The 21,454-nt window shown below is 43.2% G+C and carries 20 protein-coding genes; 9 read left to right on the forward strand and 11 right to left on the reverse strand.

Annotated features, from left to right (window positions below; translation table 11 throughout):
• The 3 genes from dxs to xseB form a co-directional block, all read right to left on the reverse strand.
• Nucleotides 1–992, reverse strand: a 992-nt coding sequence (dxs, locus tag ACP45E_RS00085) for a 1-deoxy-D-xylulose-5-phosphate synthase (RefSeq protein WP_069584566.1), incomplete at its 3' end; no start/stop codon positions are given.
• Nucleotides 993–1,012: 20 nt separating this feature from the next.
• Nucleotides 1,013–1,897, reverse strand: coding sequence for a (2E,6E)-farnesyl diphosphate synthase (gene ispA, locus ACP45E_RS00090; protein ID WP_017035675.1), 885 nt, complete (start codon nt 1,895–1,897; stop codon nt 1,013–1,015).
• A 15-nt stretch (nt 1,898–1,912) separates the two neighbouring features.
• Nucleotides 1,913–2,155 (reverse strand): exodeoxyribonuclease VII small subunit, encoded by a 243-nt coding sequence (xseB, locus tag ACP45E_RS00095; protein WP_017035674.1) that lies wholly within the window; start codon nt 2,153–2,155, stop codon nt 1,913–1,915.
• A 429-nt stretch (nt 2,156–2,584) separates the two neighbouring features.
• On the opposite strand from xseB, the gene pomA reads away from it, so the two are divergent.
• The 7 genes from pomA (at nt 2,585) to rlmM (ending at nt 9,418) form a co-directional block, all read left to right on the forward strand.
• The gene (gene pomA, locus ACP45E_RS00100; RefSeq protein WP_017035673.1) at nt 2,585–3,349 is read left to right on the forward strand and encodes a flagellar motor protein PomA; all 765 of its coding nucleotides are present in this window, start codon (nt 2,585–2,587) and stop codon (nt 3,347–3,349) included.
• A gap of 10 nt (nt 3,350–3,359) precedes the next feature.
• A complete protein-coding gene (locus ACP45E_RS00105; RefSeq protein ID WP_017035672.1) occupies nt 3,360–4,328 on the forward strand; it encodes a flagellar motor protein MotB in 969 nt (322 codons plus the stop codon).
• Between the two features lie 231 nt (nt 4,329–4,559).
• Nucleotides 4,560–6,008, forward strand: a complete 1,449-nt coding sequence (gene thiI, locus ACP45E_RS00110; protein ID WP_017038929.1) for a tRNA uracil 4-sulfurtransferase ThiI — start codon at nt 4,560–4,562, stop codon at nt 6,006–6,008.
• Nucleotides 6,009–6,417: 409 nt separating this feature from the next.
• Nucleotides 6,418–7,326, forward strand: coding sequence for a transcriptional regulator GcvA (locus ACP45E_RS00115; protein WP_017034665.1), 909 nt, complete (start codon nt 6,418–6,420; stop codon nt 7,324–7,326).
• A complete protein-coding gene (locus ACP45E_RS00120; protein WP_017038930.1) occupies nt 7,319–7,942 on the forward strand; it encodes an alpha/beta fold hydrolase in 624 nt (207 codons plus the stop codon). The genes ACP45E_RS00115 and ACP45E_RS00120 overlap by 8 nt, the downstream gene beginning before the upstream one ends.
• A complete protein-coding gene (locus tag ACP45E_RS00125; protein WP_017034663.1) occupies nt 7,932–8,330 on the forward strand; it encodes a DUF423 domain-containing protein in 399 nt (132 codons plus the stop codon). Before ACP45E_RS00120 ends, ACP45E_RS00125 begins: the two co-directional genes overlap by 11 nt.
• Nucleotides 8,327–9,418 (forward strand): 23S rRNA (cytidine(2498)-2'-O)-methyltransferase RlmM, encoded by a 1,092-nt coding sequence (gene rlmM / locus ACP45E_RS00130; protein WP_017034662.1) that lies wholly within the window; start codon nt 8,327–8,329, stop codon nt 9,416–9,418. The genes ACP45E_RS00125 and rlmM overlap by 4 nt, the downstream gene beginning before the upstream one ends.
• A gap of 262 nt (nt 9,419–9,680) precedes the next feature.
• Here rlmM and xni read toward each other — a convergent pair whose 3' ends face one another.
• The 5 genes from xni to queF all read right to left on the reverse strand — a co-directional run bounded on the left by xni (nt 9,681) and on the right by queF (nt 16,996).
• Nucleotides 9,681–10,448 (reverse strand): flap endonuclease Xni, encoded by a 768-nt coding sequence (gene xni, locus ACP45E_RS00135; RefSeq protein WP_017038931.1) that lies wholly within the window; start codon nt 10,446–10,448, stop codon nt 9,681–9,683.
• Nucleotides 10,449–10,587: 139 nt separating this feature from the next.
• Nucleotides 10,588–11,958, reverse strand: coding sequence for a nucleotide 5'-monophosphate nucleosidase PpnN (gene ppnN, locus ACP45E_RS00140; protein WP_017038932.1), 1,371 nt, complete (start codon nt 11,956–11,958; stop codon nt 10,588–10,590).
• Nucleotides 11,959–12,191: 233 nt separating this feature from the next.
• Complete coding sequence (locus ACP45E_RS00145; RefSeq protein ID WP_017034659.1) at nt 12,192–13,757, reverse strand: GGDEF domain-containing protein; 1,566 nt, start codon at nt 13,755–13,757, stop codon at nt 12,192–12,194.
• A 116-nt stretch (nt 13,758–13,873) separates the two neighbouring features.
• Nucleotides 13,874–16,138 (reverse strand): tetratricopeptide repeat protein, encoded by a 2,265-nt coding sequence (locus ACP45E_RS00150; protein ID WP_017038933.1) that lies wholly within the window; start codon nt 16,136–16,138, stop codon nt 13,874–13,876.
• A gap of 12 nt (nt 16,139–16,150) precedes the next feature.
• Nucleotides 16,151–16,996: an NADPH-dependent 7-cyano-7-deazaguanine reductase QueF gene (queF, locus tag ACP45E_RS00155; protein ID WP_017038934.1), complete on the reverse strand. Its 846-nt coding sequence runs from the start codon at nt 16,994–16,996 to the stop codon at nt 16,151–16,153.
• A 112-nt stretch (nt 16,997–17,108) separates the two neighbouring features.
• Here queF and syd point away from each other — a divergent pair, with 112 nt between their 5' ends.
• Both syd and ACP45E_RS00165 read left to right on the forward strand, forming a co-directional pair.
• On the forward strand, nt 17,109–17,654 hold the full coding sequence (syd, locus tag ACP45E_RS00160; protein ID WP_017034656.1) for a SecY-interacting protein: 546 nt from the start codon (nt 17,109–17,111) through the stop codon (nt 17,652–17,654).
• 19 nt (nt 17,655–17,673) lie between these two features.
• Nucleotides 17,674–18,453: a Zn-ribbon-containing protein gene (locus ACP45E_RS00165; protein ID WP_017038935.1), complete on the forward strand. Its 780-nt coding sequence runs from the start codon at nt 17,674–17,676 to the stop codon at nt 18,451–18,453.
• Nucleotides 18,454–18,723: 270 nt separating this feature from the next.
• Here ACP45E_RS00165 and ACP45E_RS00170 read toward each other — a convergent pair whose 3' ends face one another.
• The 3 genes from ACP45E_RS00170 to metN form a co-directional block, all read right to left on the reverse strand.
• Nucleotides 18,724–19,533 carry a MetQ/NlpA family lipoprotein gene (locus ACP45E_RS00170; RefSeq protein WP_017034654.1) on the reverse strand — a complete coding sequence of 270 codons (810 nt, stop codon included), beginning with the start codon at nt 19,531–19,533 and terminating at the stop codon, nt 18,724–18,726.
• A 101-nt stretch (nt 19,534–19,634) separates the two neighbouring features.
• Nucleotides 19,635–20,327: a methionine ABC transporter permease gene (locus ACP45E_RS00175; protein WP_017038936.1), complete on the reverse strand. Its 693-nt coding sequence runs from the start codon at nt 20,325–20,327 to the stop codon at nt 19,635–19,637.
• Nucleotides 20,317–21,351, reverse strand: a complete 1,035-nt coding sequence (gene metN / locus ACP45E_RS00180) for a methionine ABC transporter ATP-binding protein MetN (protein WP_017038937.1) — start codon at nt 21,349–21,351, stop codon at nt 20,317–20,319. The genes ACP45E_RS00175 and metN overlap by 11 nt, the downstream gene beginning before the upstream one ends.
• Nucleotides 21,352–21,454 lie beyond the last annotated feature (103 nt).

Genomic DNA, 21,454 nt, shown 5'->3' on the forward strand with positions numbered 1-21,454 from the left:
TCACACAGGAAGTCGCCAAAAATCTTAGAGAACGTCGGTTTTGTGCTACTGCTTTTTGGCAGGCTTAATTGGCTTGGGTCAAATTTTGGAACACCGTGGTAACCAATCGGGTCTTTCTCGGCTGGCTCATAGCCTTTGCCTTTTTTGGTCATGATATGCAAGAACTGTGGCCCTTTTAGCCCACGCATATTTTTTAAGGTCTTAATGAGTTCGTTGACGTCATGACCATCAATAGGGCCAATATAGTTGAACCCAAGCTCTTCGAATAATGTTCCTGGAACCACCATTCCTTTGAGGTGCTCTTCTGTTCTGCGAACCAGTTCCTTGATTGGCGGAACGCCAGAAAGGACTTTCTTGCCCCCTTCTCTGATCGAGGTATAAAGGGTTCCCGAAAGTACTTGAGCAAGATGATTATTTAGAGCGCCAACGTTTTCAGAAATAGACATTTCGTTATCGTTGAGAATAACCAGCATATCGGAATGAACATCGCCCGCATGATTCATCGCCTCAAAGGCCATGCCCGCCGTAATGGCACCATCGCCAATGACACTGACAACTTTACGATTTTTTTGTTCTTTTTCTGCGCAGATAGCAATACCAAGCGCCGCACTGATAGAAGTCGAAGAGTGACCGACCGATAACGTGTCAAATTCGCTTTCTTCTCGCCAAGGGAACGGGTGAAGCCCATCTTTTTGGCGAATTGTTGACATCTGATCACGGCGACCAGTGAGAATTTTATGCGGGTATGCTTGGTGCCCAACATCCCAAATGACTTTGTCAAAAGGAGTGTTATAGACGTAGTGCAACGCTACGGTTAACTCGACAGTACCCAGGCCTGATGCTAGGTGACCACTGGATTGACTCACAGAGTTAAGCAAATAAGTTCGAAGTTCATCACACAGCTTAGGCAGTGTCTCTTTAGGAAGACTTCGAAGTTCATCCGGTGTATTGGCCAGTGATAACGTTGGATATTTTGAAATATCAAGAGTCATAGTAATGCGCTTATTAGTGTTTAGTTCTTGCGTTCGATGACGTATCGGGCGAACTCTTCAAGTAATTCTGTATTGTAAGGAATCTCTTTGAGTGCCTGAAGGGCTTCATTCAATAGAGTATGAGCTTTATCTATCGCACCATCCAATCCGAGTAGAGATGGGTAGGTACTTTTATTTAATTCTTGATCAGAGCCTTGAGGCTTGCCAAGGGTCTCAGTATCGCCAATAACATCTAAAATGTCATCTTGGACTTGGAATGCAAGGCCGATGGCATCCGCAAATTTATCAAGCTGAGGGAGTATGGCAATACCTTCTTTCCCTGCAGATAGAGCGCCGAGTCGAACGGCACATTTGATCAGTGCGCCTGTCTTGTTACGATGAATTTCTTCGAGTTCTTCAAGAGTCACTTGGCGGCTTTCGGCTTCAAGATCAAGTGATTGACCGATACACATGCCATGAGCCCCTGACGCTTGTGCCAGTGCTTGGATCATCTTAATGCGTTGCGCTTCAGCAACGGAGGATAGTTCACCTTCTGCCAACACCGTAAAAGCGAGGGTTTGCAGAGCATCACCCGTTAGTATGGCTGTTGCTTCATCAAACTTAATATGGCAAGTCAGTTGACCGCGACGCAGTTCATCGTCGTCCATTGCTGGCAGATCGTCATGAATTAGTGAGTAAGCATGAATACATTCAATAGCAGCAGCGGGTGTGTCTAACCCTGCTTGTTCGCAGTTGAGCATTTGGCCAGTGGCATAGACTAAGAAAGGACGAGCGCGCTTTCCACCAAGTAGCAAACCGTAACGCATGGCATTAATGAGCGTACTGTCTTGGTGTGGCAGACGATCCAACCAGGCGTTGAGCGTGTGATTGTTTTGTTGTTGATAAGCGGTTAACGCCTCAATCATAATGGTTCTTCTATATTATTCCGTCGGAGATTCAAAAGGGCTCAGAGGCGCTTCGTCATCATTTTGCAGCAAAATGCTCACACGTTGTTCAGCATCGCTTAGTTTTGTCTGACCGACGCGAGCTAAAGCAATACCACGTTCGAATTTTTTTAGAGCGTCATCAAGCGCTAACTCGCCATTTTCCAACTGTTCAACTAAAGTGTCGAGTTCTTCAATGGTCGCTTCAAACGACATGTTTTCAGGTTTTTTACTCGCCATAATATGTCTCGTTTAGCTGTCTAGTTGAGAAAGATGGACGAAAGTTACCTTAGGGCGTGGTGATGGTCAAATTTAACCAAAAAAAATTGTTAGAAAAGTGGAGCTTAAACGGTCTATTTTCTATACCTAAGTGACAGTGTGTGACTTGTATGAATAGAATGTTGTGACTCAATATGAATAATTTTAGTCGCCGTTGTGATAAAAACACACTGTAAATGTCATCATAGGTTGATCTGTGTGGCGAAAAACTTTGAAAGGAATTCCAATAATTTAGTTAAAGATCTTATGATCAGGCCGATAACTAATTTAACTGATGAAAGAATACCAATTTATCTTATCCTTAAATAACGTTAATTGAGCACTCGCCTTGTGTTTTTTTGAATTGGTATCAATCTCATATTCGCTGATAAATAGCATGAGGAGTGCTTTGTGGATTTAGCAACGCTGTTAGGACTCATTGGTGGTTTTGCCTTTGTCATCATGGCGATGATTCTTGGTGGCAGCATCATGATGTTCATCGATGTCACGTCAATCTTGATCGTAGTCGGTGGCTCCACCTTCGTTGTATTGATGAAGTTTACAATGGGCCAGTTTTTTGGGGCAGCAAAAATTGCCGGTAAAGCATTCATGTTTAAAGTGGATGAGCCTGAAGATTTGATCGCGAAAGTGGTTGAAATGGCCGACGCAGCACGGAAAGGCGGTTTTTTAGCGCTGGAAGAGATGGAGATCACCAATGGTTTCATGCAAAAAGGCATTGATCTGCTGGTGGATGGGCATGACGCCGATGTGGTGAGAGCGGCGCTGCAAAAAGATATCGCGTTAACCGATGAGCGACACGACTTTGGTGCCAGTGTTTTTAGAGCCTTTGGTGATGTTGCTCCTGCGATGGGAATGATTGGTACTCTAGTTGGTTTGGTTGCGATGCTGTCTAATATGGATGATCCAAAATCCATTGGTCCTGCAATGGCGGTTGCATTGTTAACCACACTCTACGGCGCGATTTTATCCAACATGGTGTTTTTCCCTATTGCCGATAAATTGTCCCTCAGACGTGAACAAGAAAAATTGAATCGTCGCTTGATTATGGATGGCGTGCTTGCTATCCAAGATGGTCAAAACCCACGAGTTATCGATAGTTACCTTAAGAACTACCTCCATGAAGGTAAACGTGTTCTTGATGTAGATAACGAGTAAGGAACGCAATATGGATGATGAAGAAGATTGCAAATGTCCGCCCCCCGGTCTCCCGCTGTGGATGGGAACATTTGCCGATTTGATGTCACTGTTGATGTGCTTTTTCGTATTGCTGCTTTCGTTTTCAGAAATGGATGTTCTGAAATTCAAACAGATAGCGGGTTCGATGAAGTTTGCCTTTGGGGTTCAAAACCGTCTTGAGGTGAAAGACATCCCTAAGGGGACCAGTATTATTGCCCAAGAGTTTCGACCAGGGCGACCAGAGCCTACGCCGATTGACGTGATCATGCAGCAAACCATCGATATCACGCAGCAAACCCTTGATTTTCACGAGGGTGAATCCGATCGAGCGGGGGGGACTCAGCGAGACAAGGGTAAACAGACGGGCGGAAAATCACCCGATACCTCAACGCAAGACAACCAAAACAACGAAGCCGATCAACAACAGCAGCAAGAATCGGATTCACAATCAGAAGCGCAATCTGAAGAGCTTGAAATCTTAGAAGAAGCGATCAAAAAAGCCCTAGAGCGCGAAATAGCGGAAGGGGCGATTGAAGTTGAAAACCTGGGGCAGCAAATCGTTATCCGTATTCGAGAGAAAGGGGCATTCCCTGAAGGATCGGCGTTTTTACAACCGAAGTTTAGACCCTTGGTTCGCCAAATCGCAGAGTTGGTTAAAGATGTACCTGGCATTGTTCGTATTTCGGGTCATACCGATGATCAACGATTAGATTCTGAGCTGTATCGTTCTAATTGGGATCTTTCTTCTCAGCGGGCGGTTTCTGTTGCTCAAGAGATGGAAAAAGTCCGCGGCTTCTCTCATCAGCGTTTGAGAGTTAGAGGGATGGCCGACACGGAACCGCTAGGGGAAAATGATACGGCTGCTCAACGCTCTCGAAATCGTCGAGTTGAGATCAGCATTATGCAAGGTGAGCCACTGTATAGTGATGAAGTGCCATCAATACCGCTTGAACCGTAATGTATTGATTAAAAAAGGGTTGTCGATGGAGTTTGTTAACTCTCTTGGTCACGAGAAAGGTGAGTGTAACGCTCACCTTTTTTATGTTTGCAACCTCGTGTATAATCTTGCGCCCTTATAGAGCGGTTATTAAAACACGCTTATTGTTTTGGTGATTGGCCTTTGGGTTACTTACTGTAATGAGAAGCAGAATAGTCGCGTTGCGCCAGCTTTTAACCTGTGAAGTGATGTATGAAATTTATCGTTAAGCCCCATCCAGAAATTTTTGTAAAAAGTGATTCTGTGCGCAAGCGCTTCACAAGGATTCTAGAGTGTAACATTCGCAACATACTACAAAACCGAACCGAGTCGGTTGCCGTATTCAACCGTCGTGATTACATTGAAGTCACTTCACAAAGTGACAAATACTACAACGAAACGTTAGACGTTTTAACTCAGACTCCGGGTATTCACCACTCTCTTGAAGTTCAGCAGTCTGATTTTAAAGATCTGCACGATATCTATGAACAAGTATTGGAGTTAAGCGGTTCTCTCATTGTCGACAAGACTTTTTCAGTGCGTGCTAAGCGTCGCGGCAAACATGACTTTTCTTCGATTGAGCTAGAACGTTATGTTGGTGGTGGCCTTAATCAAGCGATTGAAAGTGCCAAAGTTCAGCTTAAGAACCCAGACGTAACAGTCAAAGTTGAGATTGAAAAAGATAAACTTAACCAAGTGATTGCCCGTCATAAAGGTTTAGGTGGATTCCCTCTAGGAACGCAGGAAGATCTTCTTAGCTTAATTTCTGGTGGTTTTGATTCTGGTGTTTCAAGTTACTTGCATATTAAGCGTGGCTCAAAAGTACACTACTGTTTCTTCAATTTAGGCGGCCCGGCACACGAAATTGGTGTGAAGCAAGTTGCTCACTTCCTATGGAATAAATACGGTTCATCGGCAAAAGTAAAATTCATCTCAGTGGATTTTGAACCTGTTGTGGCGGAGATTTTAGAGAAAGTTGACGATGGTCAAATGGGCGTCGTACTAAAACGTATGTTTATGCGCGCGGCGGGTCAAGTTGCAGAGAAATTTGGTATTCAAGCATTGATCACAGGCGAAGCGCTTGGGCAGGTTTCTAGCCAGACGCTGACGAATCTTCGTCATATTGATAACGTGACCGATTCATTGATTCTTCGACCGTTGATCAATTGGGATAAAGAAGACATTATTTCTCTTGCTCGTGAAATTGGTACAGAAGACTTCGCCAAAACAATGCCGGAATATTGTGGTGTTATTTCTAAAAATCCAACGGTTAAAGCTGTCAAAGCCAAACTAGAAAGAGAAGAAGGAAACTTTGATTTCGCTATTTTAGAGGGTGTTGTCGAGAACGCTCGAGTCATGGATATTCGTGACATTGCAAAAGAGAGTGTGAAAGCAGCGCCGGAAGTAGAACACGTACAAAAAGCGGATGGTAGTGCTATCGTGCTGGACATTCGTAGCCCGGAAGAAGAAGATGGCAACCCATTAGTGATTGATGGCGTTGAAGTAAAACATATTCCTTTCTTTAAACTCGGCACGCAATTTGGCGATTTGGATCAAGATAAAGAGTACCTTCTTTATTGTGATCGCGGCGTAATGAGTCGCTTGCAAGCGTTGTACTTGCAAGAGCAGGGTTACCACAACGTAAAAGTGTACCGACCTTAGGTTACGGTTACATCAAGGTAAGATAGCCAATAGAATTAACATGATGACGCGAATCGTATGACGGTTCGCGTTTTTTTTTGCTGTTCAGTCCAGCTCAGCCCTGTTGTCGATAGATAAAAAAACACCGCCAAAAGGCGGTGCAAAATCATTTGACAGACAGGTCAAAAATACAGGAAGTTGATCTTGTCGTTGAGAGAACAGCGACAAAATATTTGGTAGAAATCTACCTAACTCGAAAACCGAGTATGCAAACACAACATAGCAAGCAGCAAGCCAATTAATTCTAGAGAGAATTAAGCCGTTCAGGCCTGCGCTGCGGGGTGAAATATAGAATTTCTCTGGCCGCTAAGCAATCGACAATTTATAATGTTTCAGATTAAAAAAACTAATCCATTTTTTGAGTGCTCCTATGTCTAGAAGATTGCCTCCTCTTAATTCGTTAAAAGTGTTCGAAGCAGCCGCTCGGCACTTAAGTTTCACTCGTGCTGCTGAAGAGTTATTTGTTACTCAAGCTGCAGTTAGCCATCAAATTAAAGCTCTGGAAGAGTTCTTAAGTCTGAAGCTGTTTCGTCGACGAAATCGTTCTTTGCTATTGACAGAAGAGGGCCAAAGTTACTTCCTCGATATTAAAGACATCTTTTCATCTCTTGCTGAAGCGACCGATAAAGTACTTGAACGCAGTGAAAAAGGTGCGCTGACCATTAGCCTGCCACCCAGTTTTGCTATTCAATGGTTGGTTCCACGTTTAGCCGATTTTAATCAGCAACAACCTGACATCGATGTTCGAATTAAAGCCGTTGATATGGATGATGGCTCTTTGACCGATGATGTCGATGTGGCGATTTACTATGGTCGAGGCAATTGGCCAGGTTTACGAGCCGATAAACTGTATCAGGAATACTTAGTTCCCTTGTGTTCTCCTGGTCTGCTATTGGGGAGTAAGCCTTTAGAGTCACTGAATGATCTTAAATCACATACGTTATTGCATGATACGTCTCGTAAAGATTGGAAGCAGTTCACTAAGCAATATGGACTGGAAGGGGTGAACGTCAACCATGGGCCTATCTTCAGCCATTCTACTATGGTGCTTCAAGCTGCTGTACATGGGCAAGGTATTGCTCTAGGACATAACGTATTGGCTCAACCTGAATTAGAAGCCGGACGTCTTATTGCTCCATTTGATGAAATATTTGTCACTAAGAATGCTTTTTATGTGGTGTGCCATGATAAGCAAGCGGATATGGGGCGGATAGCCACATTCCGTGACTGGATGTTAGCCAAGGCTCAAAGTGAGCAAGAGGAGTTTCTTGATGACTGATTACCTGATTGATGGTCAAAGCGATCAGCCAGTGTTCATTTTTGCTCACGGTGCGGGGGCGGGAATGGATCACGATTTTATGGTTCAGGTGGCCAAAGGTTTGGCCGAAAATGGCATTCAGGTGATTCGCTTTAATTTTCCCTATATGGTCGAACGTGCTGAAAATGGAAAGAAGCGTCCCCCCGATCGTGCGCCAAAGCTCCTAGAGGCGTACCAGAAAGTGATTGATGACGTTGCAACTCGACCAGTCGTCATTGGTGGAAAGTCGATGGGAGGGCGAATGGCAAGCCTATTGGCTGATGAAACGTTAGTGGCTGGTGTCGCTTGTTTAGGCTACCCGTTTCACCCACCTGGCAAACCCGAAAAGTATAAAGGGGTACATTTGGCCACACTGAGTAAGCCATGCCTTATTTTGCAAGGTGAACGCGATACAATGGGAAAACGAGAAGAGTTTCCTGAGTTTTCGCTTTCAAGCCATATCGAGGTCGCTTTTATTCCCGATGGTGATCATAGCTTCAAGCCTCGTCAACGTTCAGGGTTTACACAAGAACAAAATATCGCGTTAACCGTTGAGAAACTCAGCCAGTTTATTTTAGAGGTGTACGATGCGAAGTAAGTCATTACTTACATTTTGTGGTTTATCTGGCATGGTTTCAGTCGCTTTAGGGGCTTTTGCCGCACACGGCTTAAAATCTATCTTGTCGCCATACCTGCTGGGTGTTTTTGAAACGGGTGTGCAATATCAATTTATTCACTCCATCGCGATTGCGGTATGTGCGATTTTAATTCAGATAAATATGAGCCAAAAAGCACAAAAGTATTTTTTCCTTGCCGCAATTTGCTTTATTATCGGCATCCTTTGTTTTAGTGGCAGTCTTTATGCTCTAGCGCTTACCGGAATTAAGTGGTTTGGACCGATTACCCCATTGGGTGGTCTACTATTTATTATTGGGTGGGGGCTGTTTACTGTCGCAGCACTACAGTTAAAAGAGGTCAACAAGTGAAACACGTAATGCTCTATTGCCGTTCTGGCTTTGAAAAAGAGTGCGCTGGTGAAATTCAAGATAAAGCGAATCACCTAGAGGTGTATGGTTTTCCTCGTGTACAGAAAAATACTGGTTATGTGCTGTTTGAGTGCTACCAAGAAGGCGATGCGGGTAAGTTGATCAAATCGATCGATTTTCAAACGTTGATCTTTGCTCGTCAAATGTTTGCGGTTGCGACTGAGCTTACTGAGTTGCCAACAGAAGACCGTATCTCTCCTATTTTACAAGCGTTGAGCGAGGTTGAAGGCTTTCCTCGTTGCGGTGATATTCGCATTGAAACGCCAGATACCAATGAAGCTAAAGAGCTGCTGAAATTCTGCCGTAAATTTACCGTACCGATGCGTCAAGCCATGCGCGGTAAAGGGTTAATGTTCAATAAAGATAACCCTAAAAAACCAGTCATGCATATCTGCTTTGTCGCACCTGGCCACTGTTACGTGGGGTACTCAAACGTCGACAATAATTCAAAATTCTTTATGGGAATTCCACGGTTAAAATTCCCTGCCGATGCACCAAGCCGTTCGACATTAAAACTTGAAGAAGCATTCCATGTTTTTATCCCTCGCGATGAGTGGGATGAAAGATTGGCGTCAGGGATGTGGGGAGTGGACTTGGGTGCATGCCCAGGTGGTTGGACATATCAATTGGTGAAGCGTTCTATGTTTGTTCATGCGGTTGATAACGGCATGATGGCTGACAGTTTAATGGAAACGGGCCAAGTTAAGCACCATCAAGTCGATGGGTTTAAATTTGAGCCAGATCGTAAGAACGTCACTTGGCTTATTTGTGACATGATTGAAAAACCCTCACGTGTTGCTCAGCTTATGGGCGAATGGATCATTAGTGGCTGGGCAAAAGAAGCGATTTTTAACCTGAAACTGCCGATGAAAGGTCGTTATGATGAAGTGCTCCAAGATATTGAGAACTTGAAGCAATTTTTAACTGAAAATGACGTTAAGTATAAACTTCAAGCGAAGCATCTTTATCATGATCGTGAAGAAATAACGGTTCACCTTCAGTGCTTGTCGAACATCTCGCCGCACTAACGTTTTGACGCACTAGCTATTTCGATGCACTGATTCTCTCATAGCGCTAGATATCTCACTCCATTAAGTGACGAAAAGATTAAAGACTTCGAGGCCCACGTTACTGTGGGCCTTTTTGTATCCGCTAGAAGAGCGATAGTATTTCATCCGAATCGTGATAGCGTGTCGCTGAGAATGGATTGATGATAGTTAGTAGTTAGTAGTTAGTAGTTAGTAGTTAGTTAATAGTGGATAGATTCTGCACTGGTAGAGCAACCTCTATTTATCCGTTAAAACGTAGATCTTGTAAATTGAACCCTAACTCTATATCGGTTTTAAGCGCACAGACGGCTTTGCAGGTACGCGCAGAGTCAATGTGCGCATCAAATTTCTTTCGGTATTTAGGTAAAAGATCATCAGTGCTGTAGGCGGTCTCAATATCGGTGTATTGGTTCAGTATTTCTTTAGCCGCTTTTGGGCCAATGCCTGGAATCCCTGGGACTTGGCTTGAGCTAATACCAGTCAGCCCCCAGTAGTCAGAAAGCTGACTCGGTTTAACACCAAATTCTTTTTCAATAAAAGGCTCATCGAGCCAGCGGTGTTGAAAATAATCGCGAATTTGTAGCGTTGGGGAGAGTAATTGGCAGTAGCCTTTGTCGGTTGAGATAATGGTGACGGTTTCACCGTGTTGAGCCACTTTTACCGCTAATGTGGCGACCAAATCATCGGCTTCATCACCATCGGAAAGCAGCGAATCAATACCTAGATCCCACCAGGCTTGCTGAATTTTATCTAAACCATGCAGTAAAGGCTCAGGCATGGGCTTTCGGTTTTCTTTATATTTAGGCAGTATTTCTGCTCGCCAACCTCGATTTTGCAAATGGTGATCAAACACCGCAATGATATGCGTAGGTTCGGCTTCATTTATTATGCGCTTTAATGTTCGGCTAGTCGTTTCAATGGTTCTTGCTATGTCTGCGGGATCGGGCTGAGCTGAGTGGACACGTCGAATCAGGTTGAGCGCATCGATGATCACTAGGTGTATTGACATAACATTCCAAAAAATAAGGGCTTATTCAGCCCTTATTGTAATGAATCAATGATAGATTGCTACCCATTGCCCTTAGAGAATGAATCGCCGTGAAGAGTGACTGTAACCTGAAATGGCATCGTGATCGCTTTCTATCGGTTTAACGTTCGTCAGTGGTGGCTATTTTGTAACAAGGTACGTAATCGGTGCCACCAGGTAACTTCATTCTATGTTGTTCAACAAAATCGTTGAGCAGCTTGTCCATCTTCTCCATAAGTATTGAATCTCCGTTGATCGTGAACGGCCCATGTTTCTCTATTTCGATGATGCCTTCCGCTTTAACGTTACCAGCAACAATACCAGAAAAGGCTTGTCTGAGTGCGGCCGCTAAGTTTTCAGGAGGCTGTTCAAGATGAAGATCCAAGCTCGCCATGCTTTCATGGGTAGGTTCGAAGGGGAGCTGAAATTCCGGTGCAATTTTAAGTGACCAGTTAAAACTGTAAGCATCACCAGTGTCTTTTCTGTGCTGTCTTACACTAGGCATCGCTTGGCTGATAATTTGCGCTGCCTTTTCTGGATCATCGATGACTATTTGATAATGCTTTTGTGCTTCTTTGCCAAGAGTATCACCAATAAACTTATCGATTGAGCGGAAGTAACTTTCACTCTCTTTTGACCCTGTCAGTACAATCGGCATCGGTTGGTCAGCATTATCTGGGTGCATCATGATCCCCAGAATATACAAAAGCTCTTCAGCGGTTCCTGGTCCACCAGGGAAGATAACAATCCCGTGGGCCATACGAACGAACGCTTCCAGACGTTTCTCAATATCTGGCATAATGATCAACTCATTGACGATCGGATTCGGTGGCTCTGCTGCAATAATGGATGGCTCGGTTAACCCTAAGTAACGACGATTTTCATAACGCTGCTTAGCGTGACCAATCGCGGCTCCTTTCATAGGCCCTTCCATTGCTCCTGGCCCACAACCGGTACAGATGTTCAGCTCTCGAAGGCCGAGTTCATGGCCCACTTCTCTTGTGTACTGGTACTCAGTTGGGTTGATCGAATGCCCCCCCCAGCAAACCACAAGATTTGGCTCAATGCCAGGTGTTAATGCGTCTGCATTTCGTAATATCCCAAAGACCAAATTGGTAATATGAGTACTATTTGTGAGATTCAAACGTTGGCTGTCGGCAAGGTGCATATTGACGTAAACAATATCACGCAGCACAGAGAATAAGTGTTCTTGAATGCCCTTGATCATTTGCCCATCCACATAGGCATGTTCAGGCGCATTACTTAATTCGAGCTTGATACCACGCTCGCGACGAACGACATTAACATCAAAGGATTTGTATTTTTCTAATAGCACTTTTGAGTTATCGGTGTGGCTACCAGAGTTCAGTACTGCCAGAGTGCAGTTTCTATAAAGTTGATAAATATCACTAGATGCTGTTTTTTTAAGACGCTCAACTTCAAGTTGAGAAAGCAAATCCATACTACCTGCTGGGCTAATATGAGTGATCATAGTCGCCTCCTATTATCTGAGAAATAAACACACCGAGAAAAGTTGGTGTATTTAACATCTTAGCAAAGAAATTCAATATATAACTATTTGAAAAGACTAAATCAATATAGAAATGTTAAAAAAATGAGTCTCATGGGGCATTTGCACAGATGTATGGGGGAGAAGTATGAGGAGAAAATAGGACTATTGACAGGCAACCTTGAGTTTGAAAGCACGGACTTTAAGTGGTGTGGTTATTTCCAAATAAGTTGGTTCGTCCCTAAACTTTTGGCTTCAGTGAGATTGCGACTAATGCGATCAAGCACTTCTTCTGGGGTATCCGATTCTCTAAATACAGAGCTGGTGGCGGTAAGCGTGATAGAAATGCTTTTATCTTTAAATTTGAAAGGTAATTTACTGACCTGCCTTTGAATGGTTTGAATCACTTTATAGCACTCGTTGTCGTCTCGTTCGGGCAATAAAAGAATAAACTCTTCACCAGAAAATCGAGCTACCGTATCGGTATCTGACACTTCTTTGGAGATTGTTCGAGCGATGATCTTCAATGCCTTATCACCAGCAACATAGCCAAAGCTGTCATTGATGGCTTTAAAGTTATCAATGTCTAACAATACGATGCGCAAATTATTCTGTGTTCTAATCCATCGACGGTACTCTAACTCCATACGATCATTAAAGGCCGTACGGTTATATATTTTGGTCAGAGGGTCGAGCAGCATTCGTTTGGCTTGATCTTCAAGTCGACGACGGTGATCTTGGGTTAAATCGAATACCGCTTCTAATTGCTGCTTTCCATAGCTCATGCGTTCAATGAGAGCTTCTTCTCTTTGCTCAGCATGGTTAAGCCGTTCGGTTAATGATGTCAATTGAGCGAATAAAGGGGTCATTTCTTTCTTTAGAGCGTCCAGGTCATTGGATGAATTGACCGCCGATTTTGATTTTATGACCAGTGCATCGAGTTCTTTATTGATATTTTTTCGTTGGTCAAAGTAGCTTTGGCTTTGGTCGACGCTTTGGGCGTTACTTTTTAGAGTAGAAGAGAGCGACGAGTTGACTTGCTCAAGGAATTGCTCTGACGTTTTACGCTCAAAGTTTGTACCATCAACGACTAACTTAAGAACTTGCAGTGTTATCTCGAGTAACGATTGCGTTGAGACACCGAGCAGCAGTTTCGCTCTGATGTCGATGAGTATATCGCCAGATTCGCCTTCAAAATCCAATTCAGTGATTAAATGTTGTAATTCTTCTGATAAACGGGCGAGCAGTTCTTTATCTGCGGCATTGTTTATTTCAGATAATGCGGTGTCTGGGTTTGAGGTGATGATTTTTATCGAACGTTCGTAGATCGCAAGCAGTTGTAGCGCATGGGTTGAATCTTTGTTTTTTTCCGAACCGGAATAGCTAAGGAGATCTCTTAAATCACGCTTTATTCTAGGCGGCAGCCCAGTAATACGCAGTAGGGTTTCTCCACTGTGTTTGACTTGTGAATCTAACTGAACCGTCTTTTTTTCCATAGCCAACGTCTGTTGTTTCAACATTCTTTCTAATACGGCAAGACGCGGTATTAGCGAGCTGATGTCTTTATGCTGCTCAAGAGCTTGTCGCAACTCACCAAGGCTAGTGCTTAGTTTTGAATTCTCTTCACCACAAGCAAAGCTGAGAGACGCAACAATACGCTTAAGAACATTTTGTTCTCGTTTAAATTTGAACGAAGAATCTCGTTGTGTCAAACGAACCTGTTCAAGTTCGCTTTTTAGCTTGATTAGCTCTAATTCTAAATCTTGTTCGAGAACGCCCATACAAACTTAACTATATGTCCATGTAAAAAGATCAAAAATGATCTTATTAACTAATTAATCGATAATAACAAAATAAATAAGGACGTCACTGAATCTAATGCTTGAACGCCCAGGTTTTATCCATCTTTTAATAGTTTTTTGATGCTGTCCTCATTCTTATAAGAAGAATGGACTTTTATTAGCCCTTGGTTGATTGAATGTTTGCATGCTTTTCTTATGTTTCCAGTTGCAAGGCTAGCGGCTGGGGCATTTTCTATGGCTTTTAAATAGACCCATTGGCTTGAGTGTTCTTTCATACTCAATGTTCGAGCGACACTGGTCGACATCAATAAAATATCAATCAGTTCTTTGTCGCTGATTGCTGTGTATGCTCGGGGTAAAAATGGGTAGTCAGCAATTCCGATTCTGACCACTCTCATCAGCGGGAGATCGGATTTGAATTCTTGAATCCAGCCTTGTATTTTATGAAATAGCTGTTCGGGATCGCTATTGTCGTCATCTTGGGGTTCGATATATAAAAGGTTGGCGTCTGAAAAATGGTAAATCCGAGCGGGCTCCGAAATCTTACTTTTGAGGAATTCCCCAAATGATTCTTCCAGTTTTAACCCATCCTCATAGCCGTGCTGTAAGTACATATTTCTTAAGAAAGGAATATCAATCAATATGAACTTTAATCGGTCGTGCAGCGGTTCATGGATGAGCTCTCCCGCAGGCCATTGTTCAAACTGATGCCGATTTTTTACGGATGTGGGTAACTTCGCACTTAACATGCGTAAATTCGGCAAGGTGGAGCGTGAGTGCGTGCAAAGCGCATCATTGAGATTAGCGTTATCTAAATTTAGCCTTTGGATTATGTAACCTCTGCGGAGCAATACAATGAAGATCAAAACGCCAATACTGAAAAGAGCCCACGAAATACGACGCAACTGAAGGTATTTCTCGTGAGTTTCTTGCAGTTCTTCTTTTTGGCCTGTTAAGTGTAAGGTTTGTTCAACAAATTCTTTTTGCTGACGAAAGGCTTCTTCATTAATCAGATTTAAAGACTGTTGCTGAATCCGACTGAGGTCATTAAACTTTTCTAAATTATCTAACGCACCCTCAAGTTTTCCTTTTTTCTCTAAGCCGAGGTAAAGAAGTTTATGGGCGTGCATTTGAATAGTAATGTCTTTTAGCGATATACCAAGCTCAAGAGCTTCATTGGCATAAGCATAAACTAAGTCAGGTTCTTGTTTGTGATGAGCAAGCCCCGCATTGAGCAGCAGCGCTTCCGCTTTTAAATGAGGAAACTGCGCATATTCCAGTAACTTTTCAGCTCGATTCAAATACTGTTCAGTTAATGAAAAGTTATAAAGTTGAAGGTAAGTAGCCGCCAACGATAAGCGTATATCGATGACATCTTCAATGTTATTTATTTTCCTCTCGTGATCGATAACGTTGAAATAGTGAACTAACGCTAAATTGTATTTTGACTGTTGATAGTAAATATCGCCCATCTGCTTTAAAACTTCCGCCAGTACAACGGAGCTTTGGTAGTTGTCATAAAAGTCGGCGGCTTGAGATAAATGCTTTAAGGCCGTATCAAATACTTTTCGTTCATAAAAAAGCTGCGCGAGTAACCGATTGACCGCCGCAAGTTGGCCACTTGAATTGTCTTCAATCGCTTGCCAATAGCTAATGAGCAATTGGGATAAGGCACGATTGTAGAGCTTATTATTCAAATAGTGATGGCCGACTGCAATGTGATAATCGATATAGGTGGCTTTGGATTTGAGTGAATCGATATACGGTTTTACTTTATTAAAATACTGGTTCGCTAAATCGACATTACCATCGTACGATGCAATTTCAGCTTTGAGCATAAAAATACGGTAATAAATTACGCGAGCAAACTGATCCGCTTGTTTAATTGTGCTGTATTTAAGCTGAATCTCTTCAATTGACTGGATTGCTTGTTCAGAATTGCGCGTTTGCAGCCAAAGAAAGCGAGTGTGGAGTGTTTTAACGCTTAGGTTTTGGTAATGAAGTCGATGCTGGTTGGTCAGCTGTTCCGCTTCTTCTAAGCGCTTATTCGCAACGGATGTATTGCCCAGATTATATTCCGCTTGAGCGAGAATTGTCAGGGCATTAACTGTACTGGTTGGGGTACGGATCGTGTTGTCACTTTCATCTCGATTCATCGCCGATGGATTGTCATTTTGATCCGTAATGAGCTTGCGTTGATTCAAATAATTTGAAGTAAGTACTTTAGACTGCGCTGGCACAATACCCAGTAAACTATTCGCCTCATTAAGTGTTGGAGAAGAATAAATCGTGGCGTGGGTAAGTGTAGAAAACAAGCAAAGAGTGATACAAAATAATTGCATCCAGCGCATTGGTAGCATTCGGGTTATTCCTTATTGGCGAGCCATGCGCTGATTATGAGCGGGCTTCGAGCTTTCTGATGAACGGTACGGGTTGATGTCTAAGCCACCACGACGAGTATAACGAGCGTATACCGTTAAACGCGTAGGCTGACAATATTTCATGATGTCAGTAAATATACGTTCAACACACTGCTCGTGGAACTCGTTATGTTCACGAAAAGAGACAATATAGCGTAACAGAGCTTCGCGGTTTATTTTTTGACCTTGATATTGAATTTCTACACTGCCCCAGTCGGGTTGGTTGGTAATTAAGCAATTAGACTTCAATAAGTGGCTGTGTAGTGTTTCTTCAATGATCTCATCACTGGTTGCGCCATCAAGTAATGTGGCATCAAAGTCGTAACTTTCAATCTTAATATCTTGTGCATCGATACATTCACCCGACATAGTGACGATAGGTTGCTGTGTATAATTGGTAACAGGGTAGATGTTTAAAGCAACGGTTTCCCCAGCACAAGCAGATAAGTCGTCTTGAAGTTGTTTCGACACTTGGTCCCAACTTTCAAAAGTGGTTTGGTTGTAACTATTTAGATAGAGCTTAAAGGACTTGGATTCAATCAGGTTTGTGCTGGTGGCTGGAATCGCCAATTCCCCGATAGCCACTTGAGGTAATCCATTCTCATTTAGCCAAGATAGCTCATACATGGTCCAGATATCGCAGCCTTGGAACGGAAGGCTAGCACCTAGATGCAAATCATCTCTATTTAAACTGCGAGGTACGGGCTGCAGCAAGCTGGCATCATAGTGATTGGTGTATTGCGTTTTTTGGCCAAGGGTAAGACCCGCGAGCTCTTTTGCATTGGAATATTTGCTCATACTTTGTCTTAAATTAGATTAGAATGGCGAGAATTTTACGCAATCCCCAGTGAACTGTCATTAATGATATGACCTAAAGCTGGCTTTCCTGACCCATATTTTGGAGACCTCAATGACTTCTGATGCTTCTCAGGCACTTTTTTCTTTTAGCCAAAGGTATTTAGACGCATATCAATTAGCTCATCATTCACTTCCCAATAACGAAGAGCTTGCTCAGCTGGTTTCTCCTTGCGTTGAAAAGAAGTGGCAAGACAGTGTGCTATGGAAAGCTTATCCACGCGAGAAAAGTGCTGACTTTACCAATGTGGAAAATGGCATTGAGTTGATCATTCATGATGATATTAAAGCCTTTTATGGTAGTCAGTACAGTGCTGACATGAACGCAAAGTGGAAAGGTAACGAACTGGCATTACTGCAGGTTTGGAATGATGAGGACTTTGTATTGCTGCAAGAAAACATCTTGGGGCATTTGGTCACGCAAAGGCGTTTAAAGCTCAAACCCACGGTGTTTATTGCCGCGACTGACGCAGAGCTTGATGTGATTTCGATATGCAATTTGTCGGGAAATGTCATTTTGGAAAGGTTGGGCACCGATAAGCGCGATGTCCTAGCGCAAAATATTGTTGAGTTTCTGACTCACTTAGATCCTGCGGTATAATCGGGTTTGGGAATAAATAATGTATGTAGTTGAATTGCAATTTGAGTGCTTTGATAACACGACGGTGAGCGCCGTTGATAAAGCGATCAATGGTCTGATGGATGCGCTGAGATACAACGGACAAGTGCTGGGTCGTGAGTTTCCGATCGTAATGGGAGAGGGCGAGTTTCTGGTTCGTGTTGTGTGTCCTGAACAAGACAGTTTGCACCCTAAATATCGTTCTGATTTTGTTAAAGTGTGTTTTAACCGCTTAACGGAAGCCAGCCTACTTGCGCCCAAAATGCGTTTACTTGGAAGAGATCTTAACTCGGAACAAGCCGCTGAAGAAGAAACGCCGAGCTGGCAAATCCTTTACACCACCTTTGTTCATACATGCTCACCATTAAGAAGTGGTGAAAGCTTGTTGCCTATCCCGTTGTATCGAAACCCTGCGACGTTCAATGGCGATCATAAAGCCTTGATTAAGTGGCAAACAGAATGGCAAGCGTGTGATGAAATTCAAATGGCAGGAGCTTGCCGAGCCGAGCACGCGACGCAGTTTGAAATCTGCAGCGCTGATAGTGTGTTGTTTCGCCGAGGCTGGGATTTAAGAGGCCGTATTGAATTTTTGACTAAGGTTCCGACTTATTATTATCAGTACCGAGTGGGTGGCAAAAGCCTAGCGGATGAAAAACAGCGTAAGTGTCCGAAGTGTGGTGGGGATTGGTTACAGGATGAAGCATTGCACGATATCTTCCACTTTAAGTGCGATGACTGTCGTATTGTGTCCAATATTTCCTGGGATCAAATTAAAGTCTAGCCGCTGATGACTTCATTTCTGTACTTTCAATCCTGAACACTTGATGCAGAACACGGGATAAAGGTGCTTATAGATAAGCAATGTTTAGTTAAGTAATGTGTAGTTAACTAATATTTTCAGACAAGCATAAAAAAGCCGATATATACTCTATTTTTATTGAAAGCGAGCTCATTGAGCATGATTTCATTGAGTAAGATATCGGCTTTTTAAATGGTTTGGCGTTAACGTTCGGTTATTTTAATCACGGAACGTCAATGATCTTTGGGCTGATTACCAGCCTTTAACTACGCCGCCTTGGAAGATTTCAGACGCTGCGCTGTATACTTCTTCTGTTTGGTATGCTTTTACGAAGTTCTGAACGTTCTCTGCATTCAGGTTGTCTTCACGAGCAACAACAAGGTTTACGTATGGAGATTCTTTGTCTTCAACGAAAATACCATCGTTTTGTGGAGTTAAGTTGATCGAGCTTGCGTACGTTGTGTTGATGATAGAAAGCGCTACATCATCCAGTGAACGAGGAAGTTGTGCTGCATCTAGTTCAACAATAGTGATGTTTTTAGGGTTAGTGACGATATCGCGAACCGTTGCTAGCAGGCCAGCACCTTCACGAAGTGTAATAAGACCTTGTTGCTCAAGAAGAAGCAGTGAACGACCTAGGTTCGTTGGATCGTTTGGAACCGCAATACGTGCACCATCTTCGATTTGTTCAACAGAATCCACTTCTTTTGAGTAACCTGCAATTGGGTAAACAAAGGTGTTACCAGCAATCACAATTTTGTAGCCTCGGTCAGCAACTTGCTGATCTAGATATGGTTTGTGTTGGAACGCGTTAACGTCGATAGAACCATCGTCAAGTGCCGCGTTTGGCGTCACGTAATCGGTGAACGTCACTAGCTCAACATCAAGGCCGTATTGCTCTTTTGCGATTTTAGCCGCTACTTCTGCTACTTGAGCTTCTGCGCCAGCCATTACACCCACTTTGATTTTGCTGCTGTCTTCTGCTTTATCACCACAACCTGAAAGAACAAGCGCAGACGCTATTGCTGCAATGGAAAGTAGACCTTTAACGTTAAATTTCATGATTATTTCCTTATCAAAAAATGAATAGCTTCTAATTAACTACTGCTTCTAATTAATTAATTGTGTAATCCGCTTCTCAAAACAAAAAGCGTGTTGATTTTTTATCTGTGATCGACTCGGCGAACAATGGTGTCGCCAATAGATTGAATGATTTGTACTAGCACGATGAGCATCACAACGGTCACCGCCATAATCACCACATCGTAGCGGTGGAAACCATATCGAATAGCAACATCACCTAAGCCTCCGCCACCCACTGTCCCTGCCATAGCGGAATAGCTCACGAGTGTGACGAGCGTAATCGTGACAGAGTTAATGATGGTCGGTAATGCTTCTGGTAATAGTACTTTGGTAATAATTTGAGTCGGTGTCGCGCCCATTGATTGAGCCGCTTCGACAAGCCCCGTTGGTACTTCTAGAAGTGCGCTTTCAATAAGACGAGCAACAAAAGGAATCGCGCCAATAGTCAGTGGCACAATCGCAGCCGTGGTGCCGATAAAGGTGCCCACTAGCAGCTTTGTTACCGGGATGATGGCAACCATAAGAACCAAGAACGGAACAGAACGCCCCATATTAACGATGGCACCGAGTACGGCATTAAATTGAGTGTTTTCTAACAAACCGCCTTTTTTGGTGGTATGTAAAATAACACCGAGCGGAATACCAATAGCAAAACCGACAATCCCTGCCACACCGACCATGTAAAGAGTTTCCCATGTCGCACCTAGCAACAAGTTTCCGTTTAGGTTTAGCCAGTCACCTACGGTACTTAAAGAAAGTGTATTAAAGGACATAACCAAGTACCTCTACTTTTACTTTGTTCTCACTTAAAAACGCAATAGCCGCATTATCATCTTCTTCGCTACCAAACAGTTCGGCGACCATCATGCCGAATTTAACACCGCCCGCGTAATCGAGATCGGAACTTAAAATGCTCACATCAATATTGAATTGTCTCGTTATCTGCGACATCAGCGGTGCATCAACGGTCTCACCAGTAAACTCTAAACGCACCAGTGGGTAGCTGCCTTCTACACGCGTTTTTTGTAGGCGAACTTGATAATCTTCAGGGATCGTAAGATCGAGTGTCGAGCGAATAAATTCGTGCGCCAACTCTGTTTTAGGATGAGCAAAGATTTCGCCAACTGTCCCTTTTTCAACCAGTTCACCGTCACCAATGATCGCCACCTGATGACAAATGCTTTTCACCACATCCATTTCATGGGTGATGAGTAAGATCGTGATATTCAGCTTGCGGTTGATTTCACGCAGTAGTTCTAAAATTGATTGTGTTGTCGCAGGGTCCAGTGCACTTGTTGCTTCATCGCAGAGAAGCACTTTCGGGTCAGACGCCAGTGCTCTGGCGATAGCAACCCGCTGCTTTTGTCCGCCACTTAAGTTGGCCGGGTAGGTGTCTCGTTTGTCTGCCAAGCCAACCAGTTTCAGCAACTCTGAAATCTTACTCTCAATATGCTGTTTGCTTTGCCCTGCAAGTTCGAGCGGTAAAGCGATGTTGTCAAATACCGTACGAGATGAGAGCAAGTTGAAGTGTTGGAAAATCATGCCGATGTTACGGCGAGCTTCACACAGCTGTGATTTGCTTAATAAAGTAAGGTCAACACCATCAACAATGATTGAACCGGTAGTGGGTGCTTCCAGCATATTGACGCAGCGGATTAGGGTACTTTTCCCCGCACCTGACGATCCAATAACACCAAAGATGGTGCCTTGCTCAATATGAAGGTCGATATCTTTCAGGGCAACGATCTCTTTAGTGCCTTGATAAAAAACCTTATTTACTTGATTTATCTCAATCATTTTCTTTCCTGTGCAGGGACAACAGAATAATATTTTGAACTGTATCTCATTTAGTAGAGGATGCTATGGTTTTACCTGAATCAAGTCAATAGATATTTTTACG

Source organism: Vibrio genomosp. F10 str. 9ZD137 (genome assembly GCF_049974785.1).
Lineage (GTDB): Bacteria > Pseudomonadota > Gammaproteobacteria > Enterobacterales > Vibrionaceae > Vibrio.